The sequence below is a fragment of the Streptomyces sp. NBC_01431 genome (assembly GCF_036231355.1).
Taxonomy (GTDB): domain Bacteria; phylum Actinomycetota; class Actinomycetes; order Streptomycetales; family Streptomycetaceae; genus Streptomyces.
The window spans coordinates 3,935,622-3,951,463 of the sequence record NZ_CP109496.1; the positions used below are offsets into that span (position 1 = coordinate 3,935,622).

Sequence of the window (15,842 nt, forward strand, 5' to 3'; positions counted from 1 at the left end):
CACCCGGCCGGGCGAAAGGGCGCCCACGCAGGGGGAGTAGACCCGCACCCCCGCGAAAAAATAAGCGCCCCCCACGCACCCGCCAGAGCCAACCTACCCTTGCTGCCTTCCGGCCCTGGGGGAGTTCAGTCAGATAGCGCCACGTGAGGGGCTCCGCACAGGGTACCCGATCCCTGACGTGGGAACGAGTTCGCGAGCACCCCTCAACGTCTTGTATTGTTTGCCGCGGAGGATTCGCCTAGTGGCCTAGGGCGCACGCTTGGAAAGCGTGTTGGGGGCAACCCCTCACGAGTTCGAATCTCGTATCCTCCGCCAGTGCCTCACCGGGCACGATGTTGAAGGGCCCCACCGTTCGCGGTGGGGCCCTTCTCCGTTCGCAGTCTCATCTACAGTCTCAACGCGCTTCGGCGGAGCCGTTCGAACCGTCCTCCTCGGCGGTCTTGGCCACCTCCCGGATAAGACCGCCGACCTGTTGCGCGACGTCGGCCAAGATTCCGCCCGTCACGTGCTGGTAGCGGGCCGCCATGGCCGTGGACGACCACCCCATGATCTGCATGACCACGCGCTCCGGGACTCCGAGGATGAGCAGCACCGTGGCGACGGTATGCCGGGCATCCCTGGTGGCAGTTCCGGTTGCATTTATATCGACATTTAGGACATGTCATCAAGCAGGAAGGGCTCGCGCCCGCGTCCTACAGGTCGACCGGCGCCGACCCCGAGGGGCTTTGACACCAAACGCGGTCACGCCCCGCATCCGTCGATGCCTTATCCACCCATCGCGGGCCGACCTGCGGCGACTCTGACTCACGGCGGATCCGCGCGGATCTGCCCATGGTCCCGGGACGAGCTCGCGTTCATAGCCCGATCATCCGGACCTTGCTGCCGCACAGCCGGGTCAGGTCATCGACATCCGACGTGAGGATGGCGACCGGGCCAGGCTGACGCAAGGCCGCTTCCGCGACGGTGGCGTCGATCGCGTACTTATGTCCGTGCAGACCTGCTCCCTTGAGCAGTTGTGCCGCCGCCTTCGCCGCTGCCTCCGTGACCGGCTCCACCTTGACCCGGGAGAGCGCCCATTGCAGTTGGGGCAGGTTCACCTTGGCGTGGCTCACCTCCACGATGGTGTTGGCGCTGACGACAAGGTCCGCTCCCATGTCATGGAACACCTGGAACATCGCCAGAACCTTCCACTCCTGCGCCACCCAGGCCGACAGCCCCTCGCTGTCCAGCACGACGGTCTCAATGTGCCCGCTCACGCGGCGCTCGCGCCGCCGGCCTGCGGCGTACCGAAGATCCGCGCCCGCGCCTCGGCCAGCTCTTCCTCGCTGAAGGCCCCGTGCTCGTCTGTGTGGCTGCGCAGGTCGGCCCCCAGGAGCTGATGCCGGATCTGCCTGGCGACCGCTTCGGCCACGTAGCCGGAGATGTTGTCCGTGATCTTCTTCAGCTCCGTCACCTGCTCGGTGGGGAGTGTCACCGTGATGCGTGTGGTGTCAGCCATAGCCGCAAGCATACTGCGGTATGCGCGCTGCGTGCTGCCTGTTCTCCGCAGTCGGTCCGGCCGGCGGCAGTCGGGGTGACTGTCCGTTCGACCAGGGCCTCAGCTGGGCAGTTGTGCGACACGCCGGTTCAGCGGGCCCAGTGGCGGTATGCCTCGATCCACTGTGAGCCCTCTGGGTCGGGTTCCGGCAGCGGCAGGTCCAGAATTCCGATGTCCTGTCGGACCGACCCCCGGGTGCAGCGTGCGACCACGCGACCGTCCTCGGCCAGTTCGACACCGACCACGCTCACCTCGACGCCGAGAACGGTCGTTGTGAACGGGAGGGCGAGGTTCTCCTCGATCATCGTGAAGAGGCCGGTGAGCTGCTCGTCCTCGCCGTAGGCGTCGATCGTGGCCTCTTCGATCAACGTGTCCAGTGTGGCGGGGTCCAAGGCGCTCATGGCCTCACCGTAGCGCCACACCGCGGCGAACTCGGCTCGTTTCCGGGAGTGAAGGCAAGGCCCGAACTTGCCAGTGGGTGACCGCTCCTGGTGGAGTTCGATGGCAGCGGGCCTGGATATGGGTCCCGGCGAGCGGCAGGGTGGGCGAGAGTGTCACGGGTCGTCGTACGAGGGTCGGGTACGGGTGTGAGGAGCGCACCGCCGCTGGCCCGACAGGAGACGTCCGCCTTCGTGAGGGGGCTGCTCGACGCCGGCTGGGCGACGGTGTTCCTGCCCGGTGAGCCCGCCCGCCTCGGCCGGCTGTTGCTGTGGAAGCCGACCGGGGCAGCAGCCGGAAACGGTATGGCGCCCACCGGCCTTGAGACCGAGGCGGTGGAACTGGTGCTACCGCATGGCCGCTCGGTCAGGCGGCGCACGGTGGAGGGTTACGCGCTGCCTGTCGCCGTTGCTGTCTCCGCCCTGGCCGACGCCCAGCCGACGCACCCGTCCGCCACTGCCTGGCAGGTGGCCGCCCGCTTCGCGCTGCGGCTGCTCGCCGACGGCCGCCTCCACCCGGCCCTCACCCCCGCCGGCTATGACACCTGGCAGGCGGGTCCCTTCACCGCCGCCCAGCGGCAGACACTGAACGCCCTGGCCACCGCTTTCCCTCCCCACGCCCACTGTCTGCCCGAGCCCGGCCCGGCCCCGCTGCGGATCGCGGAACCCGCCGCGCTGGTGCGCCAGTTCTGCGACGCGGTCGCCGACGAGCTGGTCCGCACCCCGGCCGCTCCGCTCGCCATGGGCCTGCTGCCGTACGCCTGGCGGGAGAAGCATGCGGTGCCCGTGCTGCGCGAGTGGGCCGAGGAGATCACCGACGCGTTCACGGCCGAGGTGAGCGTCTCGTTGCGCGTGGACGTACCCGAGGGACGCAGGAGGCAGTTCCGGGCCGTACTGCAGTTGCACACCGCGGCCGATCCGTCGCTCGTCGTCGAGGCCGCCCGGCTGTGGAGTGAGACGGCCGAGGTGGAGCGGCTGCTCGGCCCGCGCGCCGAGACCGAGACCCTGCTGGCGCTGCGCCGGGGCGCCCGCGTCTGGCCCCCACTGCGGAGGCTGCTCGACGATGCCGCCCCCGATCAGCTCCGGTTGACCGACGACGAAGCCTTCGACCTGCTGGGGGACGCCACCGACACGTTGCGCGCGGCCGGTGTCGACGTGCACTGGCCGCGCGAACTGGTCAAGGCACTCACCGCGACCGCGGAGATCGGGCAGCGCACCGCCCCCGGTTCCACCTCGGGCGGCCTCCTGGACGCCGACGCGCTGCTCGACTTCCGCTGGCAGCTCTCGCTCGGCGATGAGCCTCTCAGCGAGGCCGAGATGGATGCCCTCGCCGAGGCGCGCCGCCCGCTCATCCGGCTGCGTGACCAGTGGGTGGTCGCCGATCCGAAGCTGGTGGCCCGCGCCAAGCGCCGCCGCCTTGACCCGCTCTCTCCCATGGAGGCCCTGGGCGCCGCGCTGACTGGCGAGGTGGAGCGGGACGGCGAGCCGGTCCCGTGCGCGGCCATCGGCGCGTTCGGCGACCTCGTCGCCCGTATCCGCGACCCCGAGTCCCGCACGCCCGCCCCGCAGCCCGCTGCACTCAAGGCCACCTTGCGCGACTACCAGAAACGGGGCCTGGCCTGGCTGGCCGAGATGTGTGAACTCGGCCTCGGCGGCTGCCTCGCCGACGACATGGGCCTGGGCAAGACCATCACCCTCATCGCCCTGCACCTGCACCGCCAGACCGCCCCCGCCACCGCGGGCCCCACTCTCGTCGTCTGCCCAGCCTCCCTGCTCGGCAACTGGCAGCGCGAGGCGGCCAGGTTCGCGCCGTCGGTGCCCGTACGCCGCTACCACGGCGGCGACCGCCACCTCAAAGACCTCACCGAAGGCGAGATCGTCCTGGTCACCTACGGCGTCCTGCGCCGCGACCGCGACGTCCTGGCCGAAACCGCCTGGTCGCTGATCGCCGCCGACGAGGCCCAGCACGTCAAGAACCCCTACGCCGTCACCGCCCGCGAACTGCGCGCCTTGCCCGCCCGCGCCCGCGTCGCACTGACCGGCACCCCCGTGGAGAACAACCTCTCCGAGCTGTGGGCACTCCTGGACTGGACCACCCCAGGACTCCTCGGCTCGCTCGGTGCCTTCCGCGACCGGCACGCCCGGCCCATCGAGACGGGCGAGGACCCCCAGGCCGCCGAACGGCTGTCCCGCCTGGTCCGCCCCTTCCTGCTGCGCCGCAAGAAATCCGACCCGGGCATCGCCCCCGAACTGCCTGCCAAGACCGAGACCGACCGCGTCGTACCCCTCACGACCGAGCAGGCCGGCCTGTACGAGGCCGTGGTCCGCGAGACCATGGCGAAGATCGCGGAAGCCGAGGGCATCGCCCGACGCGGCCTGGTCCTGAAACTCCTCACCGCGCTCAAGCAGATCTGCAACCACCCGGCCCAGTACCTGCGCCAGTCCACGCCCTTGCGCGGCCGGTCCGGCAAGCTCGACCTGCTCGACGAACTGATCGACACCATCACCGCCGAAGGCGAGTCCGTGCTGGTCTTCACCCAGTACACGCAGATGGCGACGCTGCTGGAGAAACATCTCGCCGAGCGCGGCGTCTCCACCCTCTTCCTGCACGGCGGCACGCCCGTCGCCCGCCGCGAGGAGATGGTGGACGCCTTCCAGCGCGGTGAAGTGCCGGTGTTCCTGCTGTCGTTGAAGGCGGCGGGCACCGGCCTCAACCTCACCCGCGCCACCCATGTGGTGCACTACGACCGCTGGTGGAACCCGGCCGTCGAGGACCAGGCCACCGACCGCGCCTACCGCATCGGCCAGGACAAACCCGTGCAGGTCCACAAACTCCTCGCCGAGCAAACCGTGGAGGACAAGGTGGCGAAGCTGCTCGAATCCAAGCGCGCGCTCGCCGACGCCGTCGTCGGTTCCGGCGAGGCTGCCCTGACCGAACTGTCCGACGCCGACCTCGCCGAACTCGTCGCCCTGGGAAGGCCGTCATGACCCCCTCGCTCCCCAGCCCGCGCCGCGCCCCCGCCCGTGGCAAACGCGCCTTCGCCGCCACCTGGTGGGGCCAGGCGTGGGTGGCGGCCCTGGAGGACTCCAGCCTGGACGCGGGACGCCTTTCGCGCGGACGCACCTACGCCCGCAAGGGCATGGTCGGCCCGACCACCGTCGCCCCCGGCCAGATCAAAGCCCCGGTCCAAGGCAGCCGCCCCCGCCCCTACCGCTCCGCCGTCCACCTGCCCGTCCTCACGAACGCCCAGTGGGACACCCTCCTCGACACCATCGCGGCCCGCGCCGGGCATCTCGCAGCCCTCCTCGACGGCGAGATGCCCACCGAACTCGTCGACGACACCCGCCACACAGGCGTCCCCCTGCTCCCGCAGCCCACCGAACTCGAACCCGAATGCTCCTGCCCCGACTGGGGATACCCCTGCAAACACGCCGCCGCACTCTGCTACGCCATCGCCGCCACCATCGACACCGACCCGTTCGTGCTCTTCGCACTGCGCGGCCGCGGTCGTGAGGAGGTCTTCGCCCAGCTGCGCGCACTCCGTACGGCAGCACAGGAGACCGCAGCCCCACCGGCACCGGCCGGCATCCCGGCCGCCGCCGCGTACGCCCGCTGGGCCGAAGAGTCCCCCGAACTGCCCGAACTCCCAGAGCCCGCCGCCCACGCCACAGCACTGCCCGTCGCCCCGCCACCCGGCACCGGCCTGGCCGCCGCAGACCTGGAACGCCTCATGGCCGACGCCACCGCGCGCGCCGCCCGGCTCCTCGCGGGCGCCACCGCCGACCTGTACCTGACCCAGCACCAGGACGCCGTGCGCATCGCCGCGAGCAGCCCCGGACCCGAGTGGTTCCACCACCTGATCCGGAACACCGGCACCAAGCCCACTGCCTTCGCACGCCTCACCCGCGCCTGGCGCCATGGCGGCCCCACGGGCATCACCGTCGCTGAACAGCCCTACACGCCCGACCCGACGGTGATGAAGGCCGCCCGCACCTCCCTGGGCACCGCCCTCGCCGAGATGGCCGACTCCCCCGCACACCTCAGAACCTGGCGCAACCGCCTCACCCTCACCCACCACGGCATCCAGCTGCGTCTGGGCCCCGACACCCGCTGGTACCCCTACCTCCAGGACGACGACGGCGAATGGTGGCCCGCAGGACCAGCCGACAGTGACCCGGTCACCGCGCTCACCGCGGCCTGGCCGCAGAACGGGGGGTAGTGGTCCAGCGCTCCACTTGCGGGGCCGAGTCCGAGCCCGAGTCGGATCCCGAGCCGGATCCCGAGTCCGAGTCCGAGTCCGGCAATTAGACATTTCCGTTTGGCATGTGCCCGGATGGTCACGGCTGTAGCGTCGAGCTCCTTCTCGGTGACGGCCGGAGGAACGTCGCAGGCAGGGGGCGCCCGGACGCGGGTGTCCGGCGTGGGGGTGCGTCGTGGACCAGTACCGATTCAATCCGCCGCCCGGCTGGCCGGCTCCGCCGCCGGGGTGGGTGCCGCCGCCCGGCTGGGAACCCGAGCCGTCCTGGCCACCGCCGCCCCCGGGCTGGCAGCTCTGGGTACCCGTCGCTTCCGTATCCGTACCCGCCGACGCATCGGGCGGTGCCGCCTGGGGCGTCGGCCGCCCCTCGCCCGCCGGGGGCACCGTACCCGCGGCCCGGCAGGGCGGAATGCTGCGGCGGCTGCGGCGGGACGGCCCGTCCGAGGCCGCGCAGTTACGCGAGTGGATCCATGCCACCCAGGGGGCCGACGCCCTGAACGTCGCCCTGCTGACGCAGCGGTCGCGCGACGAGGCGCAGGAACTGCGCGCCCAGGCGGAGCGAGAGGCGGAGGAGATCCGCCGCGAAGCCCGTGATGTGGTCAAGAACGTCAAGGAGCACGCCCGCCGGACCGCGCGGGAGACCGAACTCGTCCGCAAGGACGCCGACCGGCTGCGCGGGGAGGCTTTCCAGGCGGAGACACGGCTGACCGAATTGCGCGCGCAGATCGTGACCACGGACGAGACGGCGATGCTCCAGCAGGTCGGCATCTACGCCTACCGCCATCCCTTGCAGGACGCCGTCGCCTACCGCAGCGCACTGGATTCCCTGCGCGCGGAGATCAAAGACCTGGCCCGCAAGGACGGGGCGGTTCTGGCGGCCACGGACTGGACGGTCAACGGATCGGTGCGCGAGGGCCGCAAAATGGTGCGCGACTTCTCCAAGCTCATGCTCCGCGCGTACAACGCCGAGGCCGACTACGCGGTGCGCAGCATGCGCCCCTACCGTCTGACCTCGCTGGTGGACCGCCTCTACAAGAGTCGCGAGACGATCGCCAAGCTGGGCTCCACCATGCACATCCGGATCTCGGACGGCTATCACAACGCCCGCGTACGGGAGTTGGAGATGACGGCCGACTTCCTGCAGAAGAAGGAAGAGGAGAAGGAAGCACAGCGCGAGGCACGGGCCCGCGAGCGCGAAGAGGCCGCGGCGCAACGCGAACTCGATCGCGAGCGGGAGAAGCTGCACAAGGAGATGGGGCACTACCAGTCCGCCCTTGAGCGCCTTCGTGAGCGCGGGGACCACGCGGCGGTCGGCGAGATGGAGGCGAAGCTCGCCGACCTTGAGAGGGCGCTGAACGATGTGGAGGCCCGTGCCGCCAACGTACGGACCGGGTACGTGTACGTGATCTCCAACGTGGGGGCGTTCGGCGACCGCATCGTCAAGATCGGCATGACGCGCCGGCTCGAACCGCTGGAGCGGGTCTACGAGTTGAGCGGGGCGGCGGTCCCGTTCCGCTTCGACGTGCACGCCCTCATCTTCAGCAAGGACGCGGTGGGTCTGGAGACGCGTCTGCACCAGGAGTTCGCGGCCCGCCGCGTCAATCGCGTCAACAGCCGGAAGGAGTTCTTCTACGTGACGCCGGTCGAGGTGCGGGACGCGTTGGAACGCTGTGCGGGCGAGCACGTCGTGGAGTTCAGCGAGGTGCCGCAGGCGTTGGAATGGCGAGCCAGCACGGCCGGTGCCGGTACCACGGAACAGCGTCCCTGACCCGTTGCTGTCCCGGCGGGCGCGTCACCCCGGGGTCGCAACGGGTCACCTCCGCCCGTCTCTCGCCCGTTCCCCGCCCCCCGCCTCTCTCCCCTTCCCTGTCGGCGCCACACCCGCGCGCCGGTCACACCCGCGCGCCCGTTACGCCTTCCCCGTCGGCGTCACCTCCACGAACGGGATGTGGTCGCGTCCGATGAGGTAGTAGTCGTCCTCGGTGCCGTCGGTTTCGATGCCGCAGACGGCCATGAGGCGGCGGGCGGTGCGGGGGTGGCGCGGGGCATAGGCAGCCATGGCCCGGCCGGATTCCTCGGGCGTCATGGGGCGGGCGGTCGCGGTGCTGCGGTGGCGGCCGACCTGGATGGTGACCCGGGGGGTCTGCTGGATGTTCCGGTACCACTGCGACTCGGGGCCGAAGCCGGAGGCCAGGTGGTACGCGCCGGTAGCCGGGTCGCGTCCGGTGATCTCCAGAACGACCTGCCGGGGCTGACCGCTTGTGCGGCCGGTGTGGGTCAGCAACAGGAGCCTGCCGCCGAGGAGTTGGCCGAGGCGCCAGCGGTAGAGGGTGATCGGCGCGCGGGCGATCACTCGGCGCCAGCCGGTCGGGGAGGGCGTCGCTCGGACCTTTCGGGGCATGGGGTCCTGCCTTTCGTCGCGGCTCGGCGGCCGCTTGTTCGGTGGCCGGTGGGGGCGCCCGCAGGGTGCTGGCCCGACGTCCACGGGATGCGCCGGGCGCTCGCGAGGGGCTCACGGGGCGCAGGGCTGCCGGGGACCGCGACCGCCCGCCCCGGCGCGCGCAGCGCCCGCACGGCTCGCACCGCCCAGGACTCCATTGCCCAGCACCCCGCCAAGCGCCCGCGTCGACAAGTTTTGCAGAGTGCAATATTCTACCTGTGACTCACCTCGGGAGTGAGCCTCTGTACATCAACTGCCTTGATGCCGACCCGAGTTGCATCGAAGAGGACGGCGGCCCGGCAGGGCCCGAGTGCGTCGCCCATGGGAGTGATGACCATGACAACAGCGCGCAGCCACCACGTGGCCTACTCGTTCCTCTGCACCGACTGCGCATACGGCTGGGACGCCGCCTACGAAGTCCGGGACCGGGCACCCTCGGCCAGTGGCGGCCCGGCACCCGCCGAGCATTACCTCGTTGGCATCCGCATCCCGTCACCCCTCACCCATAACCTCTGTACCGAGTGCGGCAGTGCGCGCGTCCGCGCGCTCGGGCCCGGTCGTACGGTCGCAGTCACATCCCCATCCCCATCCGCATCCGCATCCGCATCCGCATCAACAGCCACAGCCGGCGCAGTCGGCCACCGCGCATAGGAGGCAGCTTGTCCGCGCAGGAGACGTCCCGGGTTCTGGTGGCCCTCGCCACCCGCCTCGCCGCTGCTGACGAGGGGCAGAGCGGAGCGCTGTGGCGGCTCACGCAGGAGAGTCGGCAGCTCGACGCCAACCTGGTCAGACTGCCTGCCGACGCCTCCGTCCCCGGACACGTCGAAGCCGAACTGGACGTACTGCTGGTGGTTGTGGACGGCGCCGGGCACCTCGACGACGGCGTGAGTCTGCAAGAGCTGGAGCCCGGCGTCGTGGCGTGGCTGCCGAAGGCGGCGCCGCGCGGGCTGCGCGCCGGTCCGCGCGGATTGGCCTACCTGACCGTCCACCGACGCCGCCCCGGCCTCACCATCGGCGGGCGCACCGCTGCCGCCGAGGAAGGCGGGGAGGCGGCCTGCGCCCTGGACCGGGTCTGCCCGGCGTGCGGCCGCATGAGAGCGGAGGCACGAGCCCCGTTCTGCAGTTGGTGCGGGGAAGAGGTGGGGGCCGCCTAGTTCTGGGCGGCCGAACAGGACCCGGCACCGCTCAACACTCCGACTCCGGTCCACCCAGCGCCGGTCGCCCTACCGCGCAGCCCTGAGCACCCGCCAAGCCCCCATGTGGCCCGAGCCTCATGGCCGCAGGCCCCGTACGTCGTGCCCACACGCCGCCAGGCCCACATGGCTCGCGCCCCCATGCCCGCGAGCCACACGGCCCGATCTCCCGTGTCCGCCAGCGCCACAGCCCGAGCACATAGCCCCAGGCCACACGACCCCGAACTCCCACAGCCACACGCCACACGGCCCGAGCCCCCATGTCCGCCAGCGCCACAGCCGGAGCGCACATGACCCCAGGTCTCATGCCCCGAATCCGCACGGCCCCCGACTCCACAGCGCAACCCCACACCCCCGAGCCCCCAGCGCCCAAGCCCCCTTCAGACCACCGGCTCGCCCCCCAACAGGTCCCCGACCCCGCCCCGCTGTCCCGCGCCGATCGTGGGGTCGGCCGCGATCGCCGGGGTGGCGCCGGTCGCTGGGGTCGCCGGGTCGTCTGCGATGGCCGTCAGGGCGCGCAGACCCACGACGAGGCCCGCGCGCACGTCCACCGGCAGTCGGCTCACCAGAGCCGCGATCTCCCGGTGCCGGTGGTCCAGGACCTCGCGTACGAGATCCGTACCGGCGCCGGTCAGCCGCAGGATGACCTCCCGGCGGTTGTCCGGGTTGACCTTGCGGTCGACCAGGCCCCCGCCCTCCAGCCGCTCCACCATCCGCAGAGCCGTCGACGAGTTCACCCCCAGGGTCGCTGCCAGCGCCGCGAGCTTGGCCGGGCCGCTCCCGTCGAGGACGACCAGCGCCCGCAACTGCGGCAGCGTCAAGGTGTTGCTCACCTCGGCGAGCGCGCGTGCCGACAGGCCCACCAGGAGGCGCGAGGCCGCCATGACCGCCTCCGTGACCTCCCCGGTCTGCTCGGCGAGACCGGCCGCCCCGAAGCCACCCCCCGAGCCGTCCCCACCGCCAGGCCCGGCGCCATCCTCACCACCACGCCCGGAGCCGCTTCGGGGGTCGCCCCCATGGGCACCCCCGTCCGCCAACCGTGGCGGGTGGTCGTGTGCGGCGTCGCTGGCCATCTGATTTGTCCACCGTTCTGTCGTCCGGTCGGCCGACCGGACGCTCGTCCGGCCGGTCTGAGATCAAGTCTCCCGCAGGCCCGCAACCAGCCTGTAAGCCACGCCACACCTATCATTGCACTCTGCAATGATAGCCTTGGGGCATCAACCCGGTGCTGCGCGGGCGCGACAGAACCGGTCAAGGGATGTGATGGCCATGGGCGTTGAACTGGTTCATCGAGCGTATTCATTTGTCTGCCTCAGCTGCGGGCACGGTTGGGAGGCCTCGTACGACGTACGCCTCCGCACCGACCAGTACAACCGCCTCCACGCCGACTACTACCTGGCGGACCGCAAGGTCCCCTCGCCGCTCGCCCGCGCCCAGTGTCCGGCCTGCGAGAGCGGTCGCGTACGGATACTGCGCCCCGGACGCGTGGACTCCGCCCGCCCGCACCCCGGCTGATCCCGGCACCCAGCGGACCCGCACCCCCTGACACCAGGGGGACACCACCCGGGCAATGACGCCCGACCTCGGCACGGCGCGACCCCGCCACCGCGCGACCCCGCCACCGGCGACCCCGCACCCAACCGTCGACACCCGCCACCGCGGCCGCCGACGGCCTCCCACATGCGCCTGGACCACACGTGCCCGGCCCACATGTGCCAGGACCACACGTGCTCGCCCACGCATGCCCGGCCCACACGAAACCCCACCCCCACCCCCAACACCTCGACACTCCAACCCCGACACCCCACCACCCCAACACCCCGAAGCGGAGCCTCCGTGCCTAGTTCCAGCGCGTCCTCAGCACCCAAAAAGTCACGAACCCCACGCACCTCACGAACCCCACGGACCAATGCCGCGCAACGGCCGACCCGGCCCAAGGAGACCGGTCCCCCGAAGCCGGCCGCGCACCTCGGGAAGGTCGCCCACCTCGGCGACTTCCACGTGTTGCCCCGGGTGGCGGTCATCACCGCGCTCGCCGCCCCCGTCGGCGCGATCGCGGCACTGGTCGCGGTCGGGCTGCTCAAGCTGATCGCGCTGTTCACCAATCTCTGCTTCCACGGCCGTCTCTCCTTCGCCCAGACCACACCGGCCGGCACCACGCACTGGTGGCTGCTCCTGTTCATGCCGATCGTCGGCGGCCTCGTCATCGGATTGATGGCGCGGTACGGGTCCGAGAAGATCCGTGGCCACGGCATGCCGGAGGCCATCGAGTCGATCCTGGTCGGCGGCAGCCGCGTCCAGCCCCGGCTCGCCGTGCTCAAGCCGGTCTCGTCCGCGATATCCATAGGCACCGGCGGCCCGTTCGGCGCCGAGGGGCCGATCATCATGACCGGGGGCGCGGTCGGGTCGATCCTGGCCCAGTTCCTGCGCGTGACCACCGACGAACGCAAGACCCTCCTCGTCGCCGGCTCCGCCGCGGGCATGGCGGCCACGTTCAACGCCCCGCTCGCCGCGATCCTGCTCGCCGTCGAGCTGCTGCTCTTCGAATGGCGCCCCCGCTCCTACCTCCCCGTCGCGGTCGGCGCGGTCACCGCCACCCTCGTCCGCGGGCCGATCCTCGGTACCGCACCGCTCTTCGGCGGCGCTCACGTCCCGGCCCAACTCCCCATATCGGCATACGGGTTGTGCGTCGCGGCCGGGATCGGCGCTGGGCTGCTCGCGCTGCTCGCCACCTGGCTCGTCTACGTCTCCGAGGACCTGTTCGCGAAGCTGCCGCTGCACTGGATGTGGTGGCCCGCCATCGGCGGCGCCATCATCGGCATAGGCGGACTGTTCGAGCCCCGCGCCCTCGGTGTCGGCTACGACGTCATCGACCAGCTCCTCACCGGCCGGGCCACCGTCAGCCTGATCATCGGCATCCTCGTCGTCAAGACCCTCATCTGGGGCCTGTCGCTCGGCTCCGGCACCTCCGGCGGCGTACTGGCCCCCATGTTCATGGTCGGCGGTGCGCTCGGGGCCGCCGAAGGGCTCGTCTTCCCCTCCGTCAGCCCCGGCTTCTGGGCCCTGGTGTCCCTGGCGGGCGTGCTGGGCGGCGTGATGCGTTCGCCGCTGACCGGCATCGTCTTCTGCCTGGAACTGACCCATGAGATGAACGCCCTGATACCCATGGTGATCACCGCGTCGGCGGCGTACCTGCTGTCGGTGATCGTCCTGAAGCGGTCCGTCCTCACCGAGAAGATCGCCCGCCGCGGCCTGCACCTCAGCCGCGAGTACTCGGTGGACCCGCTCGAAGTCCATCTCGTACGGCAGCTCGAAACGCCCGTCACCGTGACCTTCCGTACGGGCGGGAGCGCGTCCGAGGCCACCGCGCTGCTGCGCGCGGCCCATCAGGGCGGCGACGCCGAGCGGCTGCTCGCCCAGCGGCTCTACCCCGTACTGGACGAGGACGGGCGCCTTGCCGGGGTGGTCACCCGCGCCGAGCTCCTGCACGGGGCCCCGGACGACCCGCGTCCGCTGGGCGCGCTCACCCGGCCCGCGATCACCGCCCACCCCGACGAGACGCTGCGGACCATCGCCAACCGGATGGCCGCGCACCACATCACTCGCGTCGTGATCGTGCCGCGCGGCGACGCGGGCGGGGTCGAGGGCATCCTCAGCCTGCGCCACCTGCTGGAGGCGCGCCGCGTCGACCTGCACGAGGAGCAGCACGCCGAGCGCCTCATCACCCCGTTCCGGCGCACCCCGCGACCGTCCCGGACGGTCGCCAGGGGTACGGGTGAACTACAGCCTCAAAAGGGCCAGTTGACGCCCTGACACCCTTTCGAGCACCCCCGCCGCCGTCCCACCTACAGCGGCCCGTCCTCGGGCTGCCAGGGGATGCGAATCGTTTCGGTGGGGCGCAACTGACGTCTGGCGGACTGGAGTTGCGGTGCGTCGGTGGGGTGGTTGCGCAGGCCCTGCCGGCGGGGCGGGGCGCCGGAAAGGAGGGCGCTCGTGCGGTACAGGTAGCCCACCTTGATACGCAGGGCCCACGGATCGAGGGGCTTGATCAGGTAGTCGGCGACACCCAGGTCCAGTGCCTGCGCGGCCAGTTCGTGGTCGAGGCCCATTCCGGTCACCAGAATGACGGGAATCAACTGGGTCTGGGACAGGCGGCGCAGATAGCGGACCACGTCCAGGCCGCTCACGCCCGGCATCACCACGTCCAGGACCGCGACGGCTATCCCTCCGTGGAGGGCGGCCTTGAGCGCCGCGTCCCCGTTGGTCGCGAGCTCCAGCGGGTAGCCGAGCGGCGCGAGGATGCTCTCCATGGCGAACAGGTTGTCCTCGTGGTCGTCGACCAGTAGCACCTTCATGTCCGCGGACATGGCCCCATCACCTTCATTCGGGAGCACACCGGTTGGGCATATGCCCGCTCGTGGCGACTCGTACGCAGTCGGAGAGCACAACTGTGGGGTGCACGTGGGGGATGCACGGGGTGCGTGCATGTGCCCGGATCTTCCGCACATGCTCGTCGGCTGGGTTTCGCGTGGTCCGAATTCTCGCACCGGGCCGGGCGGAACAGCAGGGTGGGGACGGCTCCGGTTGTCCGGCACCATGGCGCCATCCGGTGCCAACACGCAAGTGCCACAGGCTCATTTACGGCAGTTGATCACACCTATGGGTGAATCGGTGAATGCGCTTATGGGATTCGGTACCCCTGCGCGCCCCCCGCTCCGCCGCGCCCGCCGGGCGCGACCGCCATACCCGGGTGGTCTGAACCACCGTTCCTGGCGCGGCACTTGATCGTCTGAAACCTCCAGAATGACCGGATGATGATCCCGTCATCCCCTTTCATGCGGTACGCGACCGGGCGCGGCAAGCGATGAACGCGTCCGCCCCCCGGCGCCGCAACGGCCCCGCCGCCCTCGTCGCCGCGGTGCTCGGCGCCGTCCTCGTGCTCGGCGCCTGCTGGCTCCTCCTGGTCGTCGTGCCCGGGGCACTCGACGAGGAGAAGGCGTTCGTCGTGGCGACCGGCTGCCCTCTCGCGCGCGTCTCGGCGGAGTGCAGACACACCGTGGCGGCGACGGTGACCTCCGTGGTGGCCGATCAAAAGCACCGCTCCACCTACTACTGGCTGGGATTCGACCCCGTACCGGACGGCCAAAAGGCCCTCTCGCCGCTGCGGGTCAAGATGGACGGCCGCACCCCGGTGTTCGCGGCCGTGGAGCCCGGCGCCATCGCCCAACTGACGTACTGGCACGGGGAGATCAGATACGTCGAGTACCGCGACCTGCGCCAGTACACCTCGGCGGACCCGCGGGGCGGTTACCGGCTCCCGTTCGCCGCGGCGCTCGTGCTGATCTTCCTGGGCGGGGCCGCGCTGCGCGGCGCCCACTGGTGGGCCGGGCGCGCCGGTGAGCCGGCCGCGCCCGAGCCGTGGCGCCTGGCCGTGCCGCTGGCCTCCGCGCTGCTGCTCGCCTGCTGCGCCTTCGGCACCCCGTGGGTGGCCGGCGGGGTGCCGACCGCCCTGCTGCTCACGGCGGCCGGAGCCGTGCCGGTGCTGGCCTGGGCGGCGTGGCTGACCCGCCGCCACCGCCGCCGCACCACCGACACGATCAGGGTGGTGCCGCTGATGCCCGCCACACCGGGGTGCTTCCCGGGCCGCGTACTCGGCGAAGTCCCGTACGCCCACGAAGGGTTCGGGTACCTGGTGGCCGCCCCCGGGCTGCTCGCCGCCACCCCGGACCCGACCGGCCGCTTCGCCCGTCACCCGGTCCCGCGCACCCTCACCCCGATCCGCGTCCGGCCGCCCTACTGGACCGACCCCGGCCCCCGCCCCGCCCCCGGCTCCCAGGTGGTGGAGTGCCGGGACGGCGCGACGCCGGTGTACGTGGTGACCGAAAAGCGCTACACGGCCTGGGTGTTGGGGGCGCTGGCGCGCTGCCCGGGGATGGAGGTGCGGCCGGGGGGCGGGGTGCTGAGGGGATAGCGGGG

Annotated in this window: 14 protein-coding genes, 1 tRNA gene and 1 other RNA gene; 8 read left to right on the top strand and 8 right to left on the bottom strand. The window is 71.3% G+C overall.

Features of this window, described 5'->3' with window-relative positions; all coding sequences use genetic code 11:
- Positions 1–57: 57 nt before the first annotated feature.
- An RNA gene (gene ffs / locus OG522_RS18065) (signal recognition particle sRNA small type) lies at positions 58–156 on the bottom strand.
- Between the two features lie 71 nt (positions 157–227).
- On the opposite strand from ffs, the gene OG522_RS18070 reads away from it, so the two are divergent.
- Positions 228–315, top strand: a tRNA-Ser gene (locus OG522_RS18070).
- A gap of 79 nt (positions 316–394) precedes the next feature.
- Here the strand turns inward: OG522_RS18070 and OG522_RS18075 are convergent.
- The 4 genes from OG522_RS18075 to OG522_RS18090 form a co-directional block, all read right to left on the bottom strand.
- Complete coding sequence (locus OG522_RS18075) at positions 395–643, bottom strand: tyrosine-type recombinase/integrase (protein WP_443074835.1); 249 nt, start codon at positions 641–643, stop codon at positions 395–397.
- Positions 644–854: 211 nt separating this feature from the next.
- A complete protein-coding gene (locus OG522_RS18080) occupies positions 855–1,256 on the bottom strand; it encodes a DNA-binding protein (RefSeq protein WP_329464001.1) in 402 nt (133 codons plus the stop codon).
- On the bottom strand, positions 1,253–1,498 hold the full coding sequence (locus OG522_RS18085) for a hypothetical protein (RefSeq protein WP_329464002.1): 246 nt from the start codon (positions 1,496–1,498) through the stop codon (positions 1,253–1,255). The genes OG522_RS18080 and OG522_RS18085 overlap by 4 nt, the downstream gene beginning before the upstream one ends.
- Before the next feature lie 128 nt (positions 1,499–1,626).
- A complete protein-coding gene (locus OG522_RS18090) occupies positions 1,627–1,938 on the bottom strand; it encodes a hypothetical protein (protein ID WP_329464003.1) in 312 nt (103 codons plus the stop codon).
- A 186-nt stretch (positions 1,939–2,124) separates the two neighbouring features.
- Between OG522_RS18090 and OG522_RS18095 the strand changes: the two genes are divergently transcribed.
- The 3 genes from OG522_RS18095 (at position 2,125) to OG522_RS18105 (ending at position 8,001) form a co-directional block, all read left to right on the top strand.
- Entirely contained in the window at positions 2,125–4,962 is a 2,838-nt protein-coding gene (locus OG522_RS18095; protein ID WP_329464004.1) for a DEAD/DEAH box helicase, read from the top strand.
- Positions 4,959–6,194, top strand: coding sequence for an SWIM zinc finger family protein (locus tag OG522_RS18100; protein ID WP_329464005.1), 1,236 nt, complete (start codon positions 4,959–4,961; stop codon positions 6,192–6,194). Before OG522_RS18095 ends, OG522_RS18100 begins: the two co-directional genes overlap by 4 nt.
- A gap of 214 nt (positions 6,195–6,408) precedes the next feature.
- On the top strand, positions 6,409–8,001 hold the full coding sequence (locus tag OG522_RS18105; RefSeq protein ID WP_329464006.1) for a DUF4041 domain-containing protein: 1,593 nt from the start codon (positions 6,409–6,411) through the stop codon (positions 7,999–8,001).
- 141 nt (positions 8,002–8,142) lie between these two features.
- Here OG522_RS18105 and OG522_RS18110 read toward each other — a convergent pair whose 3' ends face one another.
- Positions 8,143–8,634, bottom strand: coding sequence for a nitroreductase family deazaflavin-dependent oxidoreductase (locus OG522_RS18110; RefSeq protein WP_329464007.1), 492 nt, complete (start codon positions 8,632–8,634; stop codon positions 8,143–8,145).
- Between the two features lie 698 nt (positions 8,635–9,332).
- On the opposite strand from OG522_RS18110, the gene OG522_RS18115 reads away from it, so the two are divergent.
- Positions 9,333–9,827, top strand: a complete 495-nt coding sequence (locus tag OG522_RS18115; RefSeq protein ID WP_329464008.1) for a hypothetical protein — start codon at positions 9,333–9,335, stop codon at positions 9,825–9,827.
- Positions 9,828–10,246: 419 nt separating this feature from the next.
- Here the strand turns inward: OG522_RS18115 and OG522_RS18120 are convergent, their stop codons facing one another.
- Positions 10,247–10,750 (bottom strand): MarR family winged helix-turn-helix transcriptional regulator, encoded by a 504-nt coding sequence (locus OG522_RS18120; RefSeq protein WP_329464009.1) that lies wholly within the window; start codon positions 10,748–10,750, stop codon positions 10,247–10,249.
- A gap of 385 nt (positions 10,751–11,135) precedes the next feature.
- Here OG522_RS18120 and OG522_RS18125 point away from each other — a divergent pair, with 385 nt between their 5' ends.
- Together OG522_RS18125 and OG522_RS18130 are read left to right on the top strand one after the other, a co-directional pair.
- The gene (locus OG522_RS18125; RefSeq protein ID WP_329464010.1) at positions 11,136–11,381 is read left to right on the top strand and encodes a hypothetical protein; all 246 of its coding nucleotides are present in this window, start codon (positions 11,136–11,138) and stop codon (positions 11,379–11,381) included.
- Between the two features lie 498 nt (positions 11,382–11,879).
- A complete protein-coding gene (locus tag OG522_RS18130) occupies positions 11,880–13,679 on the top strand; it encodes a chloride channel protein (protein WP_329464011.1) in 1,800 nt (599 codons plus the stop codon).
- Positions 13,680–13,711: 32 nt separating this feature from the next.
- Here the strand turns inward: OG522_RS18130 and OG522_RS18135 are convergent, their stop codons facing one another.
- Positions 13,712–14,233 carry a response regulator gene (locus OG522_RS18135; RefSeq protein WP_329464012.1) on the bottom strand — a complete coding sequence of 174 codons (522 nt, stop codon included), beginning with the start codon at positions 14,231–14,233 and terminating at the stop codon, positions 13,712–13,714.
- A 497-nt stretch (positions 14,234–14,730) separates the two neighbouring features.
- Between OG522_RS18135 and OG522_RS18140 the strand changes: the two genes are divergently transcribed.
- Complete coding sequence (locus OG522_RS18140; protein ID WP_329464013.1) at positions 14,731–15,837, top strand: hypothetical protein; 1,107 nt, start codon at positions 14,731–14,733, stop codon at positions 15,835–15,837.
- Positions 15,838–15,842: the final 5 nt, after the last annotated feature.

Coding starts and splice junctions, on each gene's coding strand:
- OG522_RS18090 (WP_329464003.1), bottom strand. CDS start 1,938: ATGAGCGCCTTGGACCCCGCCACACTGGACACGTTGATCGAAGAGGCC.
- OG522_RS18125 (WP_329464010.1), top strand. CDS start 11,136: ATGGGCGTTGAACTGGTTCATCGAGCGTATTCATTTGTCTGCCTCAGC.
- OG522_RS18100 (WP_329464005.1), top strand. CDS start 4,959: ATGACCCCCTCGCTCCCCAGCCCGCGCCGCGCCCCCGCCCGTGGCAAA.
- OG522_RS18135 (WP_329464012.1), bottom strand. CDS start 14,233: ATGTCCGCGGACATGAAGGTGCTACTGGTCGACGACCACGAGGACAAC.
- OG522_RS18110 (WP_329464007.1), bottom strand. CDS start 8,634: ATGCCCCGAAAGGTCCGAGCGACGCCCTCCCCGACCGGCTGGCGCCGA.
- OG522_RS18140 (WP_329464013.1), top strand. CDS start 14,731: ATGAACGCGTCCGCCCCCCGGCGCCGCAACGGCCCCGCCGCCCTCGTC.
- OG522_RS18120 (WP_329464009.1), bottom strand. CDS start 10,750: ATGGCGGCCTCGCGCCTCCTGGTGGGCCTGTCGGCACGCGCGCTCGCC.
- OG522_RS18085 (WP_329464002.1), bottom strand. CDS start 1,498: ATGGCTGACACCACACGCATCACGGTGACACTCCCCACCGAGCAGGTG.